This window comes from Mesorhizobium sp. C120A (assembly GCF_030323105.1).
GTDB lineage: Bacteria > Pseudomonadota > Alphaproteobacteria > Rhizobiales > Rhizobiaceae > Mesorhizobium.
The window spans coordinates 5,426,177-5,441,210 of record NZ_CP100476.1; the positions used below are offsets into that span (position 1 = coordinate 5,426,177).

Here is a 15,034-nt window from a genome sequence, read left to right on the forward strand (position 1 = left end):
GGGGTTCGGCGGGCATAAAGTCACACATTAGGTGGAAAGCAAATGCCCGTACCCGATGCCCGGCATCGAGCAAGACCACAATCATGGCGATTTTGGCGCGGCCGACCAGGTGATCCCAGCAGATACCAGCAATACGCCAGCAGCGACGATCGAGGCCAGGAAGAAGTTGCCCGAGGCTTGCGCCAGCAGTCCGGCGACGATCGGGCCGACGATCTGGCCGATGCCGAAGGAAGCGGTCATCAGCGCAAAAATCCGGCGCGGCGCCTCCGGCACGAGCTGCCTTGCCGTCTGCAGGCCGAGCGCGGTGATGGCGATGAAGGTGCCGCCGAGCAGGACGCCCGCCAGCAGCGGCCCGGCGGTGCCGCCGATGGCGACGCTGGCGGTGACGCCGACCACCTCGACCAGGCAGCCCACGGCATAGGCGGTATAAAGCCCGATCCGTGCCGCTACCTTCTGCCACAGCCAGACCGAGGGAAAGCCGGCAAGGCCGGTGACCATCCAGACGCTTGCCTCGAAGACGCGGCCGCCGCCGCCCTGGCGCACGATGGCGACCAGGAAGGTCGCCGTCACCACATAGCCGAAGCCGAACAGGCCGTAGGCAACGATGACTTTTGCCAACGACCGGTCCCTCGGCAGTGCCGGTTCGCGGTCGGCCACGCCGCGGCCAGGTGCGGTGCCGCCGGCGAGCAAGGCGACCATCGCAAGGCCGCCGGCGGAAATCGCTGCCGACCACAGCCAGCCCGAAGCCCAGCCGGCATGTTCGGTGACCAGAACCGCCATCAGCGCTGAGGATGCCGCGATGCCGAGGCCGACGCCGCCGAAATGCAGCGCCTGCAGGTCGCTTCTGTTGGCGGCTGCCAGGTGACCGAAGACGATCGAGGCCATGAACACCATGACGAAGGCGCTGGCGAGACCGGCAAGGAAGCGGAGGACGACAAAGGCGGTCATCGTCTCGCTCAGCCCCATCAGGGCGGCGAGCGCAGCACTGGCGGCAAGGCCGCCAAACATCAGCAGGCGCTCGCGCCCATGCGCCCAGCCGCCTGCCGCCGCAAGCGCGCCGACGAGGTAGCCGAGATAATTGGCCGACGCGATCCAGCCGGCATCGGCCGGCGACAGATGCAGTTCTTCCATCATGCCGGGCAGGATCGGGGTGTAGACGAAGCGGCCAATGCCCATGGCAACGGCCATGGCGATCATGCCGGCTACGGCTAGACGCAAGGGTGATGGCGCAGCGTTCATTGCAGCGCACAATAGATTTGGCGGCCGCCGAAACAATCCGCTTTGTGTTGGGCCAGTAGGCTCGCGACTAATGTCTAAGAATCTCAACCACAGCCGATTGCGCCGGTCTCGTAGGCGGTGCGGCGCGCCGTCAGCCGGAACGGCATGTCGCCAAGCTCGCGCTCAGACATGGTGTCGAACACCGGATGCGACAGGGGATCGATCACCCAATTGACGGCGTCGCCGGCATGGCGCGGGCCTTGCCGCGCGCCAACAGCCGCAAAGATCTTGAGCAATGATAAGATCGTCACCATCCTTGCCTCCTCGGCCCACTCGCCGGTCTGACTGTCCCGCTAAAATTTGCTCTATTCCGCCGTCTTTCAATTGAGATTTCGGCCGCGCCGGTTTAGAAAAACTGGAATGGCTATGCTGAACCGCGTCCATCTCAACGGCCTGCGCGCCGTCGAAACCGTCGCCCGCCTCGGCTCGCTGGCGGCCGCTGCCGGCGAGCTCAACGTCTCCGTCAGCGCCGTCAGCCAGCAGATCAACCGCACCGAAAAGCAGCTTGGACAGGCGCTGTTCGAACGAACGGCGAGCGGGCTGGTGCTGACCGAGTTCGGCACGGTTTTTTCCGCCCGGCTGGGCGCCGGTTTTCGCGAGCTGGCGCAGGCGGTGGCGCTGGCCGACGAGGCAAGCCAGTGCACGCTGGTGGTTTCGGTGGCGCCGGCCTTCGCCTCGAAATGGCTGCTGCCGCGATTGTCGCGGCATTTCGACCGCCATCCCAACGTGCTGCTGCGCATCGACGCCTCGGTGCGGCTCGCCGATCTCGAGCGTTCCGACATCGACATCGCCATCCGGCTCGGCGACGGCAAATGGCCGGGCGGCCGGGCGGAACTTTTGTTGGCGCAGGAGGTCTTTCCGGTCTGTGCGCCGGTGATCGCCAAAAAGCTGACGTCGATCGAAGACCTCGCACAGACCTGCGCCATCACCGACGAGCGGGCGATGATCAATTGGGAGAGCTGGTTCAAAGCCGCTGACGTCGAACCAGTCACCTTCCGCAAGGGTGCGCGTTTCACCGACCCGATGCTGTGCCTGGAATCGGCGATCGCCGGCCATGGCGTCATGCTCGGCTGGCAATTGCTGGCCGCCGATGCGCTGGCCGACGGCCGCCTCGTCGCGCCTTTCGGCGTGCGGGCGCAGAGCGGCCTCGGCTACTGGCTGGTGACCTCGGCGACCAAGACCGAAAGCCGCAAGGTGCGCGATTTCAAGATCTGGATCCGCGAGGAAATCGCGGCGACCGTGGCGCAGTTCAGCGCGCTGGAAAGCGCTGCCTAGGGCTGTCCGTCGCGACAGTGCTGGAAAGCACAGCTGCGCCGACCTATGTTGGAAGCTTCACCCCCAAGACCAAGACAGGCAGGATCATGACCACACATTCGCGCGGCGTTTCCGCAACGATCGACCCGGTGAAGCTCGACAGGCTGGCGGAAGTCGCCATCAAGGTCGGGCTGCAATTGCAGCCGGGGCAGGATCTGGTGCTGACCTCGTCGATCGCAGCCCTGCCGCTGACCAGGCGCATCGTCGAGCACGCCTACAAGGCCGGCGCCGGGCTGGTAACGCCGATCTTCAACGATGACGAGATCACGCTGGCGCGCTTCCGCTACGGGGCGGATGCCGGCTTCGACCGCGCCGCCGGCTGGATGTATGAAGGCATGGCGAAGGCCTTTTCCAACAATGCGGCGCGGCTTGCCGTGCGCGGCGAGGACCCGTCGCTGTTGTCGGCGCAGGACCCGGCGAAAGTGGCGCGCGCCAACAAGGCGAACTCGATGGCCTACCAGCCGGCGCTGGAAAAGATCACCGGCTTCGACATCAACTGGAACATCGTCGCCTACCCGGATCTCGCCTGGGCAAAACAGGTCTTCCCCGGCGATGCCGACGATGTCGCCGTGGTGAAGCTCGCCGATGCGATCTTTTCGGCATCACGGGTCGATGTGGAAGACCCGATCGCAAACTGGACGGCGCACAATGCAGCGCTGCGCGGCCGCACAAAGTGGCTGAACGAGCACAATTTCCATGATCTGCATTTCAGCGGCCCGGGCACCGACCTCACCGTCGGGCTGGCCGATGGCCATGAATGGATGGGCGGCGCCTCGACCGCCAAGAACGGCGTCACCTGCAATCCGAACATCCCGACCGAGGAGGTCTTCACCACGCCGCATGCACGGCGCGTCTCCGGCCATGTCTCCTCGACCAAGCCGCTGTCCTACCAGGGCACGCTGATCGATGATATCTCGGTGCGTTTCGAAGAGGGTAGGATCGTCGAGGCCAAGGCTTCGAAGGGCGAGGACGTGCTGAAGAAAGTGCTCGACACCGACGAGGGTTCGCGCCGGCTCGGCGAGGTGGCGCTGGTGCCGCATTCCTCGCCGATCTCGGCCAGCGGCCTGCTGTTCTTCAACACGCTGTTCGACGAGAACGCCGCCTGCCACATCGCGCTCGGGCAGTGCTATTCAAAATGCTTCGTCGACGGCGCCTCGCTCACCCAGGACGAAATCGCCCAGCGCGGCGGCAACAAGAGTTTTATCCACATCGACTGGATGATCGGCTCGGACAAGATCGACATAGACGGCGTGCACAAGGATGGCCGCAAGGTGCCGGTGATGCGCAAGGGTGAGTGGGCGTAAGCTCGCGGAGGGCGGATGGCCTTCGACCTGACGGTCAAGCGAATTTACGAAGCACCCGCGCCCGATGACGGGCAGCGGGTGCTGGTCGATCGCATCTGGCCGCGCGGCATCAGCAAGGAGGATGCCGCGCTGACGCTGTGGCTGAAGGAGATCGCGCCGAGCGATGAATTGCGGAGGTGGTTCGGACATGAGCCGGCGCGATGGGCGGAGTTTCAGGTGCGGTATTCGGTCGAGCTGGATGGGAATAGAGAAGCGGTGGCGAAACTGCGTGGCTTGCTCGGCAAGGCCAAGGTGACGCTGCTTTATGGCGCGCATGACGAGGCGCATAACAATGCGGTGGCGTTGGCGGGGTATTTGCGCGGGACGGGTTGAGAGACAGCGAACCGCTGCATACGCCGCAAGCGAAAGCCTTCACAATTAGCGATCGCCCTCCACGCGTTCGTCATCCTCGTGTCTGCGCTGCGTCGCTTCGCTCCTTGCTACGCCATAGGCTGACGAGGCAGGGCTACGCTACTTCACCACCCCTTCATAAGCCTCCGGCTTGAACCCCACCAAAATCTCATCCCCGACCTCGAGCACCGGGCGCTTGATCATCGTCGGGTTGGCCAGCATCAGCTTCCTGGCCTTCTTCTCGTCGAGCCCTTGCTTGTGCTTGTCGGGCAGTTCGCGGAAGGTCGTGCTGCCCTTGTTGAGCAGCTTTTCCCAGCCAACCTTGCCGATCCATCCATCCAGTCTGCCCACCTCTATCCCCTCGGCCCGGTAGTCGTGAAAACGGTAAGGCACATCGTGGCCCTCCAGCCAGGTGCGCGCCTTCCTGATCGTGTCGCAGGTGGTGATGCCGTACATGGTGATCGTCAAAACGCACTTCCCTTGGGCTGGTGGTCGAATCCGCCGGACAGCCTAAAACCGTCCTTCCCGCTTTGCCAGCACCCCGGTCACATCAGCCCATTTTTAGGGCTTGCCAATACTAAGGAATTTTCCTAAGTATCTTTCTATACCCGTCGACGGACCTCAGGATCGCCCATGCCAAGCCTCCACGCCCCAACTACAAGTCTCCCGCCGATCGACGGCATCTTCCGCGCGCTGGCTGACCCGACGCGGCGGCGCGTGGTCGAGCGGTTGAACCGCAGTCCGGCCTCGGTCACCGAGTTGGCGCAGCCTTTCGAGATGGCGCTGCCTTCCTTCATCGAGCATCTGAAAGTGCTGGAAGGCTGCGGTCTGGTGCGATCGGAAAAAATCGGCCGCACCAGGACCTATCAGCTGGCGCCCGAACCGCTGCAGCTCGCCGAAAACTGGCTGGCCGAACAGCGCACGCTGTGGGAGCGCCGACTCGATCAATTCGACGCCTATGTGATGAGCCTCAAGGAGCAAGAAAAGTGAGCTATCCCTTCAAGCCCGACCCCAGACTGGACCTTGTGCTGGAGCGCAAGCTCGACGCGCCGCGCGAACTCTTGTGGAGCGCGATGACGGTGCCGGAGCATGTCAAGCAATGGTTCACGCCCAAGCCCTGGCTGATCACCGATTGCGAGATCGACCTTCGTCCGGGCGGACTGTTCCGGACGCGCATGCAATCGCCCGACGGCAAGGAGGTCAACGACCGCCATTGCTGCTATCTCGAGATCGTGCCGAAAGAGCGGCTGGTGTGGACCGATGCGCTGCTGCCGGGCTATCGGCCCTCCGGCGAGCCCTTCATCACCGCAGTCATTTCGCTTCAGTCGGATGACAAGGGCACGCGCTACACGGCAACGGCCATCCATCGCGACGAGGCTACCCGCAACAATCATGAAGAGATGGGGTTCTTCGACGGCTGGGGCACGGTGGCCGATCAGTTGGCGCAGTATGTGAAGACCATTTGAGCTTTTCCCACTGCGGCCAGGACTTTGTCCCGGCCGCCTGGTTTTTGGGTCGTGCAGCGAAGTGCGCCGGAACCCTACGGCACCCGGGCTCAGTAGTAGAAGCGCTCTTCGGTGATCTTGCCGTTCTTGACCGTGTACAGGCCAACCTCGTCCATGGTGACCCGTTCGCCGGTGGCCTTGGGCGTTATGTCGAACTTGAAGCGCACCGCGAACTGGTCGCCGTTGACATAGGGGCCTTCGACAGAGCCGCCATGGACTTCGTGGTTCTCTTGCCACCATTCGCCCTTTTGCCTGAGAGCCTCCTTGCCACGGGCGATGGCCATCGGCCCCTCCATGGCTTCGAGGCTGACGATATCATCGGCATTGTACTTTTCACCAGCACCCAGGTGATCCCCCTGCTGGAGCATTTCAGTGAAATCCTTGGCAACATCCGCGATGGTCATGTGTGTTCCTCCTGTTCAGACTGGTTTGAAGTAGGGAAGCTCTTGCCGGCCCGCCACCTTTACCCGCACGACAGCTGACAAGGTGTGTCAGGACGATGATATAGCGCGGCTGTGTGACGACGATTGCGGCGGCGTCGGACAGCGACTTCGGTTGCAGACAAAAGCCAATTCCGCAATGCTGGGTGCATGTGCAACCTCTACAACATCACGACGACGCAAGAGGCGGTCCGCCAATGGACCCGCACATTGCGCGATATCAGCGGCAACCTCGAACCTTCGCTTGATGTCTATCCCAATCAACCTGGGCTTGTCGTTCGCAACAGGACGGATGGGGAGCGTGAACTGGCGAAACTGCTTTGGGGTTTGCCAACGCCGCCCGAGCGCATGAAAGGTAAGGCCGACTACGGCACCACCAACGTTCGCAATCCGCAATATTCGCACTGGCAGCAATATGTGGGCGTCGAGCACAGATGTGTCGTGCCGGTGACCAGCTTTGCCGAGCCCAGCCCTGCGGCGAACGATAAAGACCCGGAAACAGGAATCCAGCGAAATTACTGGTTTGCCCGTGGCGAGAGCCGGCCGTTGTTCTTCTTCGCTGGTTTCTGGACGTCTTGGCAGGGCGTGCGAAAGGTCAAGGACGGTCCCGGCGACTTCGAGCTATACGCCTTCATGACCACCAAGCCTAATGCTCTCATTGCGCCGATACATGAGAAGGCTATGCCCGTGATCCTCACCACGCCGGAGGAAACCGAGGCTTGGCTGACGGCGCCATGGTCGGAAGCACGGCGTTTGCAGCGGACGGCGCCCAACGACGCGTTGGTGATCGTTGAGAAGCCAGCCACACAGATCAAGTTCCCACCACAGGCCCCGGCCCAAGGGTCTCTGTTTTAGCCCGAAATCGGCTCTCCTCAATCGTCGTCTCGCCAGATTACCCGGCGAACCATGCGGATTTCGACAAGACGTCTGACGCGAATTTTAAGGCGTTCAGCAGCGCTTGGCAGAATGATGCCTGCATCGAGCTCACGACCTTTGCAGCGCTCGCACCGCATGTGCCGCTCCACATCCCAAAAGGGGATATCACCAACCAGCTTTGCGAGATCGCCAGGCAGATAGTGTCGAGTGATGTTGCAGTTCCGACATCGAACACGAATTAGCTGCCCGACTTCATGCGCCAAGCAGAGGGTTTGCACATTTCGGCGCGGTCGGGTGCTTAGTTCGGGCATCCCGCAAAGTAGGAATATGTTCCTTTGCGAGTCAATTCACACTTAATTCCACCTTGGCGATCTTCACAGCAGGTTAAATCCAACCGTCGATGAAGGGATTGGGTTGGATCAGCTTGGCAGCATAGGGCAGTTGGCACCACGGCGCAGGCTGATATGCGCCACGTCGCCGACGCTGAATTGAAAGCCCTCGGCCTGGCGCGGCGCATCGATCACCACCGGCAATCCCTGCCCCAGCTCAGCATGCAGCCGCAGCGTGCGGCCGTGGAAGACGATGGAGTTGACGCGCGCCGGCGCGGTGCCGGCGGCGGCATCGGTGGTGGCCAGCAAGTCCTCGGGGCGAACGCCGATGGTGCGCTCAGTGCCTTCGCCGGGTGTGTCGCCGGTTTCAGATGTTGCTTCCAGCGAAAGCCCGCCAGCGGCGAAGCGCAGGCGGTCGCCGTCGCGGCCGATGAAGCGCGATTGCAAGAGGTTCATGGTGCCGATGAAGCTTGCGACGAATTTCGTCGCCGGCCGGTCGTAAAGCGTAGCCGGCGGCGCGATCTGTTCGATGCGGCCCTTGTTCATGACGACGATGCGGTCGGAGATCGACAGCGCTTCGGTCTGGTCGTGGGTGACCATGACGAAGGTGGTGCCGAGCCGCGACTGCAGCCGCTTCAGTTCGACCTGCATCTGTTCGCGCAGATGCGCATCGAGCGCCGACAGCGGTTCATCGAGCAACAGAACGCGCGGCTCGCAGACTATGGCTCGGGCGAGCGCGACGCGCTGGCGCTGGCCACCCGACAGTTCGGAAACGCGGGCGCCGAGCTTGTCGGCGAGGCCGACCATGTCGAGGGCTTCGCGGACGCGCTTTGCCTGCTCGGCGCCGGACAGTTTGCGCAGCGACAGGCCGAAGCCGACATTCTCGGCGACGTTCATATGCGGGAACAGCGCATAATCCTGGAACACGGTGTTGACGGGACGGTCGAACGGCCTGAGCGCGGTGATGTCGCGACCATCGAGCAGCACCTTGCCGCTCGACGGGCTCTCGAAACCGGCAATGACGCGCAGGCTGGTGGTCTTGCCGCAGCCCGAGGGCCCGAGCAGGGTGATGAACTCGCCGCTGATAATGTCGAGATCGACGGCGTCGAGCCCGACAATGCCGCCGGGGAAAACCTTCGAGACCGTGTCCAGGCGTACCAGCGCATCAGGCGCCATCGCGAACCTCGGACGGCTTGGTGGTGTTGACCCAGAGGATCTGGCAAGGCTCGGTGCCGGGATTGCGGAAGGCGTGCAGAAGCGTGCTCTTGAAGGCAAAGGAGTCGCCGCTCTTCAGCACGTATTTTGTCGAGTCCACCACCAGTTCGACCTCGCCCGACAGGACATAGCCGAACTCGTGACCGATATGCGCGTAGGCTTCCGCCGTGCCGCCATCGGCTTCCACGGTCACCAAGAGGCCGGTCAGCGCCGCGCCCGGCGGCGACAGCAGCGCCTTGGCGATGCCTTCCGACTTGACCGGGAGCTGCCGCCTTTTGTCGGCGCGCACGCAATAGAGATCGTTGGCGGCTTCGTTGCCGTCGGTGATCAGCGCCGAAGGCTCGATGTCGAGCGCGGCCGCAAGCGGCCAGATCACCTTGACGCGCAGCGAAGACAGGCCGCGCTCGATCTGGCTCAGCGCACCGATGGAGACGCCGGCTTTTGCTGCCAGCTCGGCCAGCGACAAATTGCGCTCCAGCCGCAGCGCCCGCACGCGCCGGCCGACGCGAATGTCGGCGTCGGCCTTGGGCTTCTCGGTTGCGTCGTCAAGCATGTCCATGCGTGGGTCCTTGTAACTGTCCTATTGGCGCGGCGCAGCGCCGAAGAGCTCCCCCTTCTCCCCTTGTGGGAGAAGGTGTCGCCGAAGGCGACGGATGAGGGGTGTTCCAGCGGAGTGAGACGTTGGCGTTCCCTGGACCACCCCTCATCCGTCTCGGCGCTATCGCGCCGATCCACCTTCTCCCACAAGGGGAGAAGGTGAGGTCTGCGCTGCTCACCCCCCCGCCTTCACCTTCTCGAACATCTTCGCCACATCGTCGTTCTGCTTCATCGGGCCGGTGAAGATGGTGGTCTTCAGCATCACCTCCGGGTCGGCCGGCAATTGCAGCTTGTCCAGTTCGTCCTTCGCCACGCCGGCGAAGGCGGTGCTCAGCGAGCTGCCATAGCCGTAGGCTTGGATCAGGTACTTACCCGAGTCGGCGTCGAGCCGGCTGTTGATGAAGTCATAGGCGAGGTCGACGTTTTTGGCGTCCTTGAGCATGACGAAGCCGCAGGCCCAGGTCAGCATGCCCTCCTTCGGCTTCATGAACTCGACCGGCACGCCCTGCTTCTTCAGCGAGGTTGCCGACGCGTTCCAGGTCATGGCGGCGACCAGCTGGCCGCTGGCCAGCGCCTGTTCGACCGAGGTCATGTCGGTGGTGTAGTTGGAGAGCAGCGGACGCTGCTCGCGCAATTTTTCCGCCACCTTGTCCATCTGCTCCGGCGTCATATCGAAGGGGTTTACGCCGGCCAGAAGTGCTGCAACGATCGGCGTGTCATGCACGGCATCGATGGTCGCCATGCGGCCGGCATATTGCTTGTCCCACAGAAGGTTCCAGCTCGCTTCCGGGTTCTTCACCAGATCGGTGCGGTAGAGGATCGAGGTGTTGCCCCAGTCCCACGGCACCATCCAGACCTTGCCGTCGCCGGCCTGGATGTCGGGCAGGTTCTTGAACACCGGGAAGATCGAATCCCAGTTCTTGATGCGCTTGGTATCGATCGGCTGCAGCAGGCCTTCCTTGTTCCAGCGCGCCACCTTGTCGTAGCAGGGATGGGCGATATCGGGGCGGAAGCCGGCCTTGACCTTGGTGAAGGCATCGTCGTCGTCGCCGAAGATCGAGGCCTCGACGCCATCGGGATGGGCCGTCAGGAAGCTCTTGTTGAAGTCTGGCAGTTCATAGCCGGACCAGGTGAAATATTGCAGCTTGTCGGCGGCGAAGGCGACAGTCGACGACAGGACGATTGCAAGCGCGGCAAGCCCGGTGCGGGCTGTCTTTGCAGTGATCGATTTCGGGCCAGTGATCGATTTCAGCCCAGTAATTGATTTCGGGTCGAATGCCATTTCGGTTCTCCTCTTTTGTTATGGTTCAGGCTGGACTGGTGGGCGCCGTCCGACGGGCTGTGCTCAGCCCGCGATGGCGCAGGATTTCGGCGATGCCGGCGATGATGACGGACACAGCAAGGATAGCTGTCCCCAGCGCCATCACGGTCGGCAGCGAGCGAGGAAAACGCAGTTGGCTCCAGATGTAGAGCGGCAGCGTCGGCTCGGTGCCGGCGAGGAAGAAGACGACGATGAACTCGTCGAAGGAAATCAGAAAGGCCAGCATGAAGGCCGAGACGATGGCCGGCAGCGAGAGCGGCAACATCACCCGCCGGAAGGTCGTCCAGTCGGAAGCGCCGAGATCGAGTGCGGCCTCGCGAATGGTTTTCGGAATTGCGGCAAACCGGCTGCGCATGATCACCACGGTGGTCGGCAGCGCCACCAGTATGTGGCCGAGAACGATGGCGATGCGCGACGGGCCGAGGCCGATGAGATTGACGAGGATCAGCAACGATATGCCGACGATGACGCCGGGGATCAGGATCGGCAGCCTGGAGATGGCGCTGATGGTGGCGGCGAGCGGCGAACGACCGTAGAGGTCCATATAGGAGACGGTGATGCCGCAGAGCGTGGCGCCGGCGGCGGCCACGACGCCAATGACGAGACTGTTCAAAAGCGCGCCGGACAGCGCCGGATTGCCATAGAGCGTGGCATACCATTCGAGCGTGAAGCCCTGCAGCGGAAACGCGGCCTGGATGGAGTTGTTGAAGGAAAACAGCGGGATCAACAGCACCGGCAGATAGAGGAAGACGAGATAGGCAAGCACATAGACGCCGAGCCAGCCGCGGCCATCATCTCTCCGCGCCGCGCTCATGTGCGGCTGCCGAATTTGCGGTCGGCGCCGCGTGCGACCAGCACCACGCAGAGGATGACCAGCATCACGCAGACTGAAAGTGCCGCCCCGAACGGCCAGTCATTGGCCTTGCCGAACTGCGACTGGATCAATGTGCCGATCATGGTGCTGGCGGGACCGCCGACCATGGCCGGGGTGACATAGTCGCCGACCGTCGGCACAAAGACGACGAGGGCGGCCGCCAGAACGCCCGGCATCGAATTGGGCAAGACGACGCGGCGAAACGCCGTGTACGGTCTGGCGCCGAGATCGGAGGCGGCTTCGAGCAGTGATTTCGGGATGGTGTCCAGCGCCACATAGATCGGCAGGATGGCGAAGGGCGCATAGGCATGCGCCAGCGTGACGACCACCGCCGCCGGCGTGTTGAGGAAGGCCAGCGTCGGCTCCGACCAGATGCCGCTTTCGATCAGCGCCGAGTTCAACACGCCATTGTAGGCCAGCACGATCTTCCAGGCGAAGACGCGCAGGAGATAGCTGGTCCAGAACGGCAGCGTCACCAGGAACAAAAGCAGGCTGCGGCGGCGGCCGGCATAGAAGGCGAGATAGTAGGCGACGGGATAGGCGGTGACGACGGTTGCCAGCGTCACCAGGCCAGCGATCACCAGCGAGCGCAGCGTCACCGTCCAGTAGAGCGGATCGGAGACCACGGTGATGAAGTTGCCTGCGGTGAAGCCGGCGCCGAGCAGCGAACCGTCATTACCGCGAAGTGAGAGGAAGAGCACAAGGCCAAGGGCAAACAGGATCAGGAACAAGGTGACCAGCCCGCCCGGCAGCAACATGGCGAAGCGGAAGCCTCGGGACGACCCTGCCGGCGCTTCTGTTGCAACGATGCTCGACATCGGACTGCTCAACGGAAATATGAAATCGGCTTAGCTTTTTTCATATTTGTGAAACTGTCAAGCTGAATCCACGAGGCCTAGGCGACCGGCGCCCAATCAGCGCTCGAAGGCGTCGAGCATCCGGTACCAGGCGATGGTCGCGGCGACGCCGACCTGGCGGAAGGCGTGGAACGGAATCGGCCGGACCGGCGACAGCGGGAACGGCAATTGATTGACATCGCAGCCCGCGAGGTAGCCCGCCATGCGTTTTCCCAGCGCGGTCATCAGGCCGACGCCCCTGCCCTGGCAACCAACTACGGCGAGCAGGCCCTTTTCCGGCTCATGGATGTGCGGCAGGTGATCCGGCGTCATCGCCACACGACCGAACCAGCGTTTCTCGATCGAGATATGGGCCAAGGCCGGATAGAGCCGCACCAGCGCGCGCTGCAGATGCGCCCAGTCGGCCTCGCTCCTCGGCCGCGCCATGCGGCCGCGGCCGCCAAGCACCAGATGGCCGTCGGCTGTTTTGCGGTAGTAGACGAGAATGCGCCTGGAGTCGGACACCGCCTGCCCTTCCGGCAGGATCGTCGCCGCAAGGTTGGACGACAGCGGCGCGGTCGCGACCTGGAAGGAATGCAGCGGCACGATCGTTTCGGCGAGGCCCGGAAGCAGTCCATCGGTATAAGCGTTCGTCGCCAGGACAACCGCTTTCGCCCGCACCTCGGCGCCGTTTTCGGTTGAAACACCCCAAAGGCCGCCCTCCTTGCGGAGTTTCACCACCTTCTGCCGCTCGGCAATGCTGGCGCCGGCGGCGGCAGCGATGCGCGCCAGTTCCACTGTATAGGCGAGCGGATCGATGACGCCGGCGCGGCGGTCGAGCCAGCCGCCGAGATAGCCTTGCGCGCCGGTCATATCGGCGATCTCGCTTTCATTCAGAAGCCGGACATCGGCGCCACGCGCCCGCCATTGAAGATCCCTGTTCGCCGCCGCTTTCAATGCGGTTTCGGTATGCGCGGCCTGGATCCAGCCCTTGCGCGTGAACGGCACCGCCAGCTTTTCGTCGCGGATGAGATCGAACACCGTATCCGCCGCCGAGGCGGCGAAATCGACCAGCGCCCGGCCACGCTCGGGGCCGAAGTGCTCGAGCAGCCATTCGGGATCATATTTCAGGCCGGGAATGACCTGGCCGCCATTGAGGCCCGAGGCGCCCTGGCCGATCTCGCCGGCCTCCAGCACCTGTACACCGAGACCGAGCCGGGCTGCGTGCAAGGCGGTCGACAGGCCCATGAAGCCGCCGCCGACGATGGCAACGTCGACCGGCGCAGTGACGAGCAACTGGAAGGCGGATGCGGTCTGCGGCTTCTGCCAGATCGGAACGGAAAACGGTGTGGGCAAGGCTTCACCTGGAGTATGCGGAAAATGAAAATTCTAGTGCTAGTTTCATTTTTTTGAAAGAGCGGGCCTCATGTCAGAACCGACAATTGCCTGCGCCACGGGATAGACCTTTGGCGTGAATCCGGTGAAAGTGCCGCGGCCCAGCTGCCATCTCGATCATCAAAGGACCGTAAGCCATGACGAACCCAACGCAGCTTCCCGCCGACGGGTTCTTCATCGGCCGAGCCAGGGCAAGCGATGCCTCGCATCCTCTGGTGGTCACCGTGCGCGACGGGATCGTTTTCGACGTCACCTCGACCACCGCACCCACAGTGCGCGACATCTGCGAGATGGCCGATCCGGCCGGACACGTGCGCTCTGCCAAGGGCGAACCGATCGGCTCGCTCGACGCGATCGCCGCCAACAGTTTTCAGGCCACCCGCGATCCGGCAAAACCCTATCTGCTCTCGCCTGTCGACCTGCAGGCGGTGAAGGCGTCGGGCGTGACCTTCGTGGTCAGCCTACTGGAACGCGTCATCGAGGAGCAGGCGCGCGGTTCGGCGGAAAAGGCCGACGCCATCCGCGCCGACATTGCCGGGCTGATCGGCCACGATCTGTCGAAGCTGAAGCCCGGCTCGCCCGAAGCGATGGAGATCAAGGCCAAGCTCATCCAGCGCGGCGCCTGGTCGCAATATCTGGAAGTCGGCATCGGCCCCGACGCCGAGATCTTCACCAAATGCCAGCCGATGGCGTCCGTCGGCTTCGGCGCCGATGTCGGGCTGCATCCTGTCTCCACCTGGAACAACCCCGAGCCGGAGATCGCCATGATCGCCGCCAGCACCGGCAAGATCGTCGGCGCGACCATCGGCAACGACGTCAATCTGCGCGACGTCGAGGGACGCTCGGCGCTGCTGCTCGGCAAGGCCAAGGACAACAATGCCTCGGCCTCGCTTGGGCCCTTCATCCGGTTGTTCGACGCAAGCTTTTCCATCGACGATGTCAAGCGCGCCACGGTGCGGCTGCAGGTCGAGGGCGAGGACGGGTTTTCGCTGGAGGGCGCGAGCTCGATGGCCGAGATCAGCCGTTCGCCCGAAGAGCTGGTCGCGGCCGCCATGGGGCCGCACCACCAGTATCCCGACGGCTTGGCGCTTTATCTCGGCACCATGTTCGTGCCGTCGAAGGATCGCGGCGAGAAGGGCAAGGGATTCACCCACAAGATCGGCGACATCGTCACCATCTCGTCGGAGAAATTCGGCGCGCTGGTGAACCGCGTGCTTCTGTCGCCCGATTGCCCGCACTGGACCTACGGCGCCAGCCATCTCATGCGGGACCTCGCCAAGGCCGACCTGATCTGATTTCGGAGCAGCGGGACGAACGGATAGCCGATAAACGTTCGTATCCGGTCCCTGTAAGCCGTTTG

The 15,034-nt window shown here is 63.3% G+C and carries 17 protein-coding genes; 7 read left to right on the plus strand and 10 right to left on the minus strand.

The genetic code is table 11. The annotated features are described in order from the left end of the window. Positions 1-81: 81 nt before the first annotated feature. Positions 82-1,239: a YbfB/YjiJ family MFS transporter gene (locus NL532_RS26685; protein ID WP_023828029.1), complete on the minus strand. Its 1,158-nt coding sequence runs from the start codon at positions 1,237-1,239 to the stop codon at positions 82-84. Positions 1,240-1,322: 83 nt separating this feature from the next. After that, on the minus strand, positions 1,323-1,532 hold the full coding sequence (locus NL532_RS26690) for a hypothetical protein (protein WP_023732136.1): 210 nt from the start codon (positions 1,530-1,532) through the stop codon (positions 1,323-1,325). 106 nt (positions 1,533-1,638) lie between these two features. Here NL532_RS26690 and NL532_RS26695 point away from each other — a divergent pair, with 106 nt between their 5' ends. From NL532_RS26695 to NL532_RS26705, 3 genes are all read left to right on the plus strand, one after another. Then, entirely contained in the window at positions 1,639-2,553 is a 915-nt protein-coding gene (locus tag NL532_RS26695; protein ID WP_023828028.1) for a LysR substrate-binding domain-containing protein, read from the plus strand. 86 nt (positions 2,554-2,639) lie between these two features. Continuing rightward, positions 2,640-3,896, plus strand: a complete 1,257-nt coding sequence (locus NL532_RS26700; RefSeq protein WP_023823466.1) for an aminopeptidase — start codon at positions 2,640-2,642, stop codon at positions 3,894-3,896. A gap of 15 nt (positions 3,897-3,911) precedes the next feature. Next, on the plus strand, positions 3,912-4,268 hold the full coding sequence (locus NL532_RS26705) for a DUF488 domain-containing protein (protein ID WP_023823467.1): 357 nt from the start codon (positions 3,912-3,914) through the stop codon (positions 4,266-4,268). A gap of 138 nt (positions 4,269-4,406) precedes the next feature. Here NL532_RS26705 and NL532_RS26710 read toward each other — a convergent pair whose 3' ends face one another. Further along, entirely contained in the window at positions 4,407-4,754 is a 348-nt protein-coding gene (locus NL532_RS26710) for an ArsC family reductase (RefSeq protein ID WP_023687095.1), read from the minus strand. 165 nt (positions 4,755-4,919) lie between these two features. Here NL532_RS26710 and NL532_RS26715 point away from each other — a divergent pair, with 165 nt between their 5' ends. Then, the gene (locus tag NL532_RS26715; protein WP_023828027.1) at positions 4,920-5,276 is read left to right on the plus strand and encodes an ArsR/SmtB family transcription factor; all 357 of its coding nucleotides are present in this window, start codon (positions 4,920-4,922) and stop codon (positions 5,274-5,276) included. Continuing rightward, a complete protein-coding gene (locus NL532_RS26720; RefSeq protein ID WP_023828026.1) occupies positions 5,273-5,752 on the plus strand; it encodes an SRPBCC family protein in 480 nt (159 codons plus the stop codon). Before NL532_RS26715 ends, NL532_RS26720 begins: the two co-directional genes overlap by 4 nt. Positions 5,753-5,841: 89 nt before the next feature. Here the strand turns inward: NL532_RS26720 and NL532_RS26725 are convergent, their stop codons facing one another. Beyond that, positions 5,842-6,195: a nuclear transport factor 2 family protein gene (locus NL532_RS26725; RefSeq protein WP_023684393.1), complete on the minus strand. Its 354-nt coding sequence runs from the start codon at positions 6,193-6,195 to the stop codon at positions 5,842-5,844. A gap of 186 nt (positions 6,196-6,381) precedes the next feature. Between NL532_RS26725 and NL532_RS26730 the strand changes: the two genes are divergently transcribed. Further along, positions 6,382-7,086, plus strand: a complete 705-nt coding sequence (locus NL532_RS26730) for an SOS response-associated peptidase (protein ID WP_023684394.1) — start codon at positions 6,382-6,384, stop codon at positions 7,084-7,086. A gap of 440 nt (positions 7,087-7,526) precedes the next feature. On the opposite strand, the gene NL532_RS26735 is transcribed toward NL532_RS26730, so the two are convergent. The 6 genes from NL532_RS26735 to NL532_RS26760 form a co-directional block, all read right to left on the minus strand. Beyond that, the gene (locus NL532_RS26735) at positions 7,527-8,612 is read right to left on the minus strand and encodes an ABC transporter ATP-binding protein (protein ID WP_023687090.1); all 1,086 of its coding nucleotides are present in this window, start codon (positions 8,610-8,612) and stop codon (positions 7,527-7,529) included. Then, positions 8,602-9,210, minus strand: a complete 609-nt coding sequence (locus tag NL532_RS26740) for a helix-turn-helix domain-containing protein (RefSeq protein WP_023687089.1) — start codon at positions 9,208-9,210, stop codon at positions 8,602-8,604. The genes NL532_RS26735 and NL532_RS26740 overlap by 11 nt, the downstream gene beginning before the upstream one ends. A gap of 213 nt (positions 9,211-9,423) precedes the next feature. Next, the gene (locus NL532_RS26745) at positions 9,424-10,530 is read right to left on the minus strand and encodes an ABC transporter substrate-binding protein (RefSeq protein WP_023668506.1); all 1,107 of its coding nucleotides are present in this window, start codon (positions 10,528-10,530) and stop codon (positions 9,424-9,426) included. Positions 10,531-10,555: 25 nt separating this feature from the next. Continuing rightward, positions 10,556-11,383: an ABC transporter permease gene (locus tag NL532_RS26750; RefSeq protein WP_023709184.1), complete on the minus strand. Its 828-nt coding sequence runs from the start codon at positions 11,381-11,383 to the stop codon at positions 10,556-10,558. After that, positions 11,380-12,261 carry an ABC transporter permease gene (locus tag NL532_RS26755; RefSeq protein ID WP_023828025.1) on the minus strand — a complete coding sequence of 294 codons (882 nt, stop codon included), beginning with the start codon at positions 12,259-12,261 and terminating at the stop codon, positions 11,380-11,382. Before NL532_RS26755 ends, NL532_RS26750 begins: the two co-directional genes overlap by 4 nt. Before the next feature lie 96 nt (positions 12,262-12,357). Next, positions 12,358-13,635, minus strand: coding sequence for an NAD(P)/FAD-dependent oxidoreductase (locus tag NL532_RS26760; RefSeq protein ID WP_023828024.1), 1,278 nt, complete (start codon positions 13,633-13,635; stop codon positions 12,358-12,360). Positions 13,636-13,811: 176 nt separating this feature from the next. Between NL532_RS26760 and NL532_RS26765 the strand changes: the two genes are divergently transcribed. Further along, positions 13,812-14,969 carry a fumarylacetoacetate hydrolase family protein gene (locus tag NL532_RS26765; protein WP_023828023.1) on the plus strand — a complete coding sequence of 386 codons (1,158 nt, stop codon included), beginning with the start codon at positions 13,812-13,814 and terminating at the stop codon, positions 14,967-14,969. Positions 14,970-15,034: the final 65 nt, after the last annotated feature.